We start from the raw sequence: 7,695 nt of genomic DNA, 5'->3' as shown, positions 1-7,695 counted from the left end.
TTGGACCACTGGTGAAAACGGTTATGACACGCTGCATTCATTGTACACGTTGTGTCCGTTTTACAACAGAAGTAGCAGGTATTTCTGAACTTGGCTTGATCGGTCGTGGTGAAGATGCTGAAATTACGACATATCTTGAAAAAGCTATGACATCTGAGTTACAGGGCAATGTTATTGATCTTTGTCCAGTAGGCGCTTTAACTTCAAAGCCTTATGCATTTCATGCACGTCCTTGGGAGTTGATTAAAACAGAGTCGATTGATGTTATGGACGCACTTGGGAGTGCGATCCGCATTGATAGTCGTGGTCGTGAAGTCATGCGGATTATGCCGCGGACAAATGAAGATGTAAATGAGGAATGGATCTCTGATAAGACGCGTTTTATTTGGGATGGGTTGCGTACGCAGCGGCTTGATAGACCATATATACGCAAAGATGGAAAACTTCAGCCTGTAAGTTGGGCAGAAGCTTTTGAAAAGATTAAAATGGTGGTTTCTAAAACCTTGCCAGAAAAAATAGGGGCAATTGCAGGGGACCTTGCTTCTGTTGAAGAAATGTATGCCCTTAAAGCATTACTGATCTCGTTGGGTTCTAAGCTCTTTGATTGTCGTCAACGAGGTGTTGCTTTGTCGCCAGAGTTTGGACGTTCGAGTTATATTTTTAATCCTACAATTGCAGGAATTGAACAGGCTGACGCATTGCTTATTGTGGGCTCTAATCCACGCCATGAAGCTGCTGTTTTAAATGCACGTATTTTAAAACGCCAGCGGATGGGAAATTTTCCTATCGCGCTTATTGGAGAGGAAGTCGATTTACGTTATCCTTATGCTTATCTTGGATCTGGGGGTGATGCTTTAAAGACACTTATTGGTAGAGAAAATGCTTTTTTTAACGTTTTAAAAGAAGCAAAGAGGCCTCTTATTCTTATCGGAGAGGGGGCGATTTGCGGAAATGAAGGCTTATCTGTTTTAAAAAACCTTGCTAAATTAGCGGATAATATTGGTGCTCTTAGTGAAGAATGGAATGGGTTTGGGATTCTTCATAATGCAGCGTCAATCGTTGGAGGGTTAGACATAGGCTTTACGTCTCAGCTTGGGGTTGCAAATATTCTTAAAACCTGTGAGGTTTTATTTTTGCTTGGTGCTGATGAAGTTGAATTGGCCAATATAAAAGCTTTTAAAATTTATATTGGTAGCCATGGTGATAATGGTGCACATGCTGCTGATGTTATTTTACCTGCATCAACTTATACTGAAAAATCAGGGCTTTATGTGAATACAGAAGGGCGTGTGCAAATGACAAATCGGGCTGGTTTTGCTCCAGGTGAAGCAAAAGAAGATTGGGCTATTTTGCGTGCCTTATCGGATGTTTTAGGACAAAGGCTCCCCTTTGATTCTCTTTCCCAATTAAGACAATGCTTATTTAATGATTACCCACATCTTTGTGCCATTGATGATATAATACCTTCTGATATCAGTGGTCTTAAGGCACTTGGTTCAAAAATGGTTTCCCTAGAAGGTCAAGCATTTACTTCTATGGTTAAAGACTTTTATTTGACAAATCCGATAGCACGTGCTTCTGCCGTTATGGCTGAATGTTCATCTCTTGCAAAAAGCCGTGCTATGCAAGCTGTAGAGTAAGGGCAAAGGAAGAGGAATAATGATGTATGATTTCTTTATGACTTGGCTGTTGCCATTACTTGTTATTGTTGGGAAAACACTTCTTCTTTTAGTCGTTCTGTTGGTTTTAGTTGCTTATCTTCTCTATGCAGATAGAAAGATTTGGGCAGCTGTACAATTGCGGCGTGGTCCCAATGTTGTTGGTCCGTGGGGATTACTACAGTCTTTTGCAGATTTAATTAAATTTGTTGTGAAAGAACCTATTATTCCAGCAGGTGCAAATAAGGGTGTTTTTCTTTTAGCTCCTTTTGTTTCAGCAACGCTTGCTTTATCAACTTGGGCTGTTATCCCTGTCAATGAGGGGTGGGAAGTTGCAAAGATTAATGTTGGATTGCTTTATATCTTAGCCATTTCATCTCTTGAAGTTTATGGTGTTATTATGGGGGGATGGGCATCAAATTCAAAATATCCTTTCTTAGGAGCTCTTCGTTCGGCAGCCCAAATGGTTTCTTATGAAGTTTCTATTGGTTTTGTGCTTGTGACTGTCATTTTAGTAAGTGGTTCATTGGATCTTACAACAATTGTTCTTAAACAAGCAAATGGCCTTGGTACAACTCTAGGTCTTCCTTTTAACAGTTTTCTCGATTGGAATTGGCTCATTCTTTTTCCAATGTTTATTATCTTTTTTATTTCTGCACTTGCAGAAACAAATCGTCCTCCATTTGATTTAGTGGAAGCAGAATCTGAGCTTGTTGCTGGTCATATGGTAGAATATTCTTCAACGCCATATATGCTCTTCTTTCTTGGTGAATATGTTGCTATTGTTTTAATGTGCGCATTAACAACCATTTTATTTTTAGGCGGTTGGTTGCCTCCTTTAGATGTTTGGTGGCTTAATTGGGTTCCCGGTGTCATTTGGTTTGTTTTAAAAGTTTGCTTTGTATTTTTTTGGTTTGCTATGGTCAAAGCTTTTGTTCCACGTTATCGTTATGATCAACTCATGCGGCTTGGTTGGAAGGTTTTTCTTCCTCTCTCACTGGCAATGGTTGTGATAACTGCGGCTTTTTTAAAGTTTACGAATTTCGTTTAAGAGGAGTTTTTATGATGTCAGTTTTTTTTCAGGCAGCAAAGTCACTTCTTCTCTTAGAGTTTATGAGTGCTTTTTTCTTAGCCATGCGTCAATTTTTTGCAGCAAAGCCTACGATTAATTATCCTTATGAGAAGGGTTTTGTTTCTGAGCGTTTCCGTGGAGAACATGCACTTCGTCGTTATCCAAATGGTGAAGAACGCTGTATTGCTTGTAAATTATGTGAAGCAATTTGCCCTGCACAAGCAATTACCATTGAAGCAGGACCGAGGCGTAATGACGGTACACGGAGGACTGTCCGTTATGATATAGATATGGTTAAGTGTATTTACTGTGGTTTTTGTCAAGAAGCTTGTCCCGTTGAAGCTATTGTAGAAGGGCCAAATTTTGAATTTGCTACAGAAACGCGAGAAGAACTGTATTATGATAAAGAAAAGCTTTTAAGCAACGGAGATCGCTGGGAGCGAGAAATTGCTCGCAATATATTGATAGATGCACCTTATCGTTAAGTGTATCATTTGAGGTATCGGATAATTTTTCCGATAAATTGTAATCTGGTATGAAGTTTGTACCAATTGTTTAAATAATTAAGGAGAAGCCTATGCTAACAGGTCTAGCGGCGGCATTTTTCTATTTGTTTGCTTTTATTATGCTAACAAGTGCAGTGATTGTTATTACAGCACGCAATCCTGTGCATTCTGTTTTATTTTTAATCCTTGCATTTTTTAATGCCGCAGCTTTATTTTTGCTTGCAGGAGCAGAGTTTTTGGGGCTTATTCTCCTCGTTGTTTATGTTGGAGCTGTCGCTGTTTTATTTTTATTTGTCGTTATGATGCTTGATGTTGATTTTGCTGAGTTTAAAAGTGGTGCTCTTCGATATGCGCCTATAGGCGCTCTTATTGGCGTTATTATCGCTGTGGAATTGATAATTGTTTTTATGAGTAGCCATTTTTCTCCAATTCTTAAAACGCATGTTATACAGCCAATGCCAGACTTAGGGCAGCGAACAAATACACAGGCATTAGGCGATATTCTCTATACGGATTATGTTTTCTATTTTCAAATTGCTGGAATAATTTTATTAGTTGCAATGATTGGTGCTATTGTTTTAACACTTCGCCATAAATCGGGTGTCAAACGACAATCCATTGCAGAGCAAGTTTCTAGAACGGTAGAAAGTGCCATTGAAATCAAGCAAGTTGAATCAGGTAAAGGTATTTAAGGGGGGCTATGGCTATGCATATCGATATTGCGCATTATCTCACTGTTTCTGCTTTGATGTTTACAATTGGTATTGCTGGAATTTTTCTTAACAGAAAAAATGTAATCATTATTTTAATGTCTATTGAGCTTATATTACTCTCCGTTAATATAAATTTTGTTGCATTTTCGGCATTTCTTCATGATCTTGTAGGGCAGATATTTGCTTTATTTGTCTTAACGGTAGCAGCTGCTGAAGCCGCCATTGGTTTGGCAATTCTTGTTGTTTTCTTCCGTAATCGTGGTTCTATTGCGGTTGAAGATGTTAACGTAATGAAAGGCTAACCAGTGATGTATTATACGATCGTCTTTCTTCCGCTTTTGGGTTTTTTAATTGCGGCATTAGGTGGAAAAACTATAGGAGATCGTGCAAGCGAGTTGATAACATGTAGCTTTATGGTGATTGTTGCCATATTGTCGTGGGTAGCATTTTTGAATATTGCACTTGGTCATGCTTCAGTGGTTGATATCTTAGTTTTGCATTGGCTCGATGTTGGTGATTTAAGCTTTGACTGGGCTCTTCATATTGATACATTAACAGCTGTTATGCTTATTGTTGTAAACAGTGTTTCGGCATTAGTGCATATTTATTCAATTGGTTATATGCATCATGATCCTTCAAGGTCTCGTTTTTTTTCTTATCTTTCTCTCTTTACATTTATGATGCTGATGTTGGTAACATCCAATAATTTGATCCAGATGTTTTTTGGTTGGGAAGGTGTGGGACTTGCTTCTTATTTGCTTATTGGTTTTTGGTTTCAGAGAGATTCTGCGAATAAAGCAGCAATGAAAGCTTTTGTGGTTAATCGTGTTGGAGACTTTGGTTTTCTGTTAGGAATTTTTAGTGTTTTTGTTTTATTCCAATCAGTTGATTTTGCCTCTATTTTTGCAAAAGCTGCAGACCATAACTTTATACAAAATATGACATTTTTAGGTTGGCAGCTTGATGGGCAAGCAGCAATCACTGTTACATGTCTTTTGTTATTTATTGGTGCGATGGGTAAATCAGCACAATTTCTTTTACATACTTGGCTTCCTGATGCCATGGAAGGACCAACACCTGTCTCAGCGCTTATTCATGCCGCTACAATGGTCACAGCTGGTGTTTTTATGGTTGCGCGTATGTCACCAATTTTTGAACTGTCTTCGATTGCTTTGACCGTGATTATTATTATTGGAGCCACGACTGCGTTTTTTGCAGCAACTGTAGGATTGGTGCAGAATGATATTAAACGTGTTATTGCTTATTCTACATGTTCTCAACTCGGGTATATGTTTGTCGCTCTTGGTGTTGGAGCTTATGGAGCAGCTGTTTTTCATCTTTTTACCCATGCTTTTTTTAAGGCTCTCTTGTTTCTTGGTGCGGGTTCTGTCATTCATGCTGTATCCGATGAACAAGATATGCGAAAAATGGGTGGCTTACGCAAGCATATAAAGGTCACTTATTGGATGATGATGGTAGGAACCATTGCATTAACCGGTGTTGGAATCCCAGGAACAATTTTTGGAACGGCTGGTTTTTTCTCTAAGGATGCGATTATAGAGTCCGCTTTTGCATCGCATAATATTGCTTCAGGATATGCTTTTTATCTCCTTGTTTTTGCGGCCTTTTTAACAAGCTTTTATTCATGGCGGCTTATTTTTATGACATTTCATGGGAAGCCACGAGCAACAGCTGATGTTATGCATCATGTACATGAATCACCTCCAGTTATGTTAATGCCACTGTTTATTTTATCTCTTGGGGCAATATTTGCGGGTGTTATTTTTCAGCCTCACTTTTTTGGTGACTTTTATGATGCTTTTTGGAAGGGAGCATTATTTACAAGCAGCCACAATCATATTCTTCATGATGCCCACCATGTTTTTAATTGGGTAAAATGGTCGCCATTTATAGCAATGGTTCTTGGATTTATGTTCGCCTATTTGTTCTATATTTCTTTTCCTTCTCTTCCCAAGAAAATGGCTCGTCTTATGCCAGGATTATATCAATTTCTTTACCAAAAATGGTATTTCGATCAATTATATAACTTTTTGTTTGTTCGTCCTGTCTTTAAGATTGGTTCTTTTCTTTGGAAAGTGGGGGATGGTAAAATTATTGATGGTCTAGGTCCTAATGGTATCGCAGCACGTGTTGTTGATATTACAAATAGAGTTGTTCGGATGCAAACAGGCTATCTTTACCACTATGCATTTGCGATGCTTATAGGTATTGCATTGCTGATTACATGGATGATGATCGGGGGCGTAAACTAATGACCGATTGGCCTATTCTTTCTACGGTTACATTTTTGCCACTTGTGGGTGTACTGCTTATTTTGTTTATCAAAGATGATAGTGAAGCTGCGCGCCATAATATACGCAATGTCGCATTTTTTACGACGATATTTGTTTTTATTATTTCTTTGATTATTTGGATAGGATTTGATTCTAGCAACCCGAATTTTCAAATGGTTGAAAAATTCAGTTGGCTAGGGGATGGCATTAGCTATCACATGGGGATTGATGGTATTTCGATTCTTTTTGTTGTTCTCTCTGCTTTTCTTTTGCCTTTTTGTATTTTAGCAAGTTGGGAGAGTGTTAAAGAGAGATTAAAAGCTTATATGATTGCTTTTCTTCTTCTTGAAGTTGCCATTATTGGAGTCTTTTGTGCTCTTGATGCAATATTATTTTATGTTTTTTTTGAAGGTAGCCTCATTCCAATGTTTATCATTATAGGGGTGTGGGGTGGTGCACGTCGTGTTTATGCTAGTATAAAATTTTTCTTATATACTTTACTTGGTTCAGTGCTTATGCTGGTTGCCCTTATGGCTATGTATTGGCAGGCAGGGACACTTGATATACCAACTTTACTCAATTATCAGTTTCCAGCCCATATGCAAATATGGTTATGGTTGGCATTTTTTGCTTCTTTTGCTGTTAAAATGCCGATGTGGCCAGTTCATACCTGGCTCCCTGATGCTCATGTGGAAGCACCGACAGCAGGTTCTGTTATTTTAGCTGGTGTCTTACTCAAATTGGGTGGGTATGGTTTTCTTCGTTTTTCTTTACCTATGTTTCCTATTGCTTCAGCAGATTTTGCACCTTTTATTTTCACATTATCGCTTATTGCAATTATCTATACCTCATTGGTTGCACTTGTTCAAAGTGACATCAAAAAACTTATTGCATACTCCTCCATAGCCCATATGGGGTATGTGACGATGGGTATTTTTGCTGCGAATGAACAAGCTATCCAAGGGGCTATTTATCAGATGCTATCGCACGGAATTGTTTCCGCAGCTTTATTTCTTTGTGTTGGGGTGATCTACGATCGCTTGCATACGCGTGAAATTTCAGCGTTTGGTGGTTTAGTGAATAATATGCCCAAATATGCTGTTGTTTTCTTAATCTTTACGATGGCAAATGTCGGTCTCCCTGGAACTTCAGGATTTTTGGGTGAGTTTTTAACCTTAATAGGTGTTTTTCAAGTGAATAAATTAGTTGTTATTTTAGCGACAACAGGTGTTATCTTATCAGCAGCCTATGCCCTTTATCTCTATCGGCGTGTGGTTTTTGGTTCCTTGGATAAAGAAAGTTTAAAAGTATTGCTAGATCTCTCTTCAAGGGAAAAATTTATTCTTTACCCGATGGTTATTCTTACAATATTCTTTGGTATCTATCCAACGCCACTTCTTAAAGCGACGGCGTTTTCCGTAGAAGCCCTCATCAATAAATTACACTAGATAA

The 7,695-nt window shown here is 38.4% G+C and carries 7 protein-coding genes; all 7 read left to right on the top strand.

Annotation, left to right across the window (positions count from 1 at the left end; all coding sequences use genetic code 11):
- On the top strand, positions 1-1,640 hold a 1,640-nt coding region (locus FS875_RS05655), incomplete at its 5' end, for a molybdopterin-dependent oxidoreductase (RefSeq protein ID WP_144754170.1).
- A gap of 22 nt (positions 1,641-1,662) precedes the next feature.
- Positions 1,663-2,709 carry an NADH-quinone oxidoreductase subunit NuoH gene (gene nuoH, locus FS875_RS05650; RefSeq protein ID WP_144754196.1) on the top strand — a complete coding sequence of 349 codons (1,047 nt, stop codon included), beginning with the start codon at positions 1,663-1,665 and terminating at the stop codon, positions 2,707-2,709.
- Positions 2,710-2,723: 14 nt separating this feature from the next.
- On the top strand, positions 2,724-3,215 hold the full coding sequence (gene nuoI / locus FS875_RS05645; protein ID WP_144754193.1) for an NADH-quinone oxidoreductase subunit NuoI: 492 nt from the start codon (positions 2,724-2,726) through the stop codon (positions 3,213-3,215).
- Between the two features lie 92 nt (positions 3,216-3,307).
- Positions 3,308-3,928 (top strand): NADH-quinone oxidoreductase subunit J, encoded by a 621-nt coding sequence (locus FS875_RS05640; protein WP_144754167.1) that lies wholly within the window; start codon positions 3,308-3,310, stop codon positions 3,926-3,928.
- Between the two features lie 14 nt (positions 3,929-3,942).
- Positions 3,943-4,251: an NADH-quinone oxidoreductase subunit NuoK gene (nuoK, locus tag FS875_RS05635; RefSeq protein WP_144754190.1), complete on the top strand. Its 309-nt coding sequence runs from the start codon at positions 3,943-3,945 to the stop codon at positions 4,249-4,251.
- Positions 4,252-4,257: 6 nt separating this feature from the next.
- Positions 4,258-6,222, top strand: coding sequence for an NADH-quinone oxidoreductase subunit L (nuoL, locus tag FS875_RS05630; RefSeq protein WP_144754188.1), 1,965 nt, complete (start codon positions 4,258-4,260; stop codon positions 6,220-6,222).
- Entirely contained in the window at positions 6,222-7,691 is a 1,470-nt protein-coding gene (locus tag FS875_RS05625; protein WP_144754185.1) for an NADH-quinone oxidoreductase subunit M, read from the top strand. Before nuoL ends, FS875_RS05625 begins: the two co-directional genes overlap by 1 nt.
- Positions 7,692-7,695: the final 4 nt, after the last annotated feature.

The organism is Bartonella saheliensis (assembly GCF_902162175.1).
This window is presented reverse-complemented; position numbering and strand designations above follow the sequence as displayed.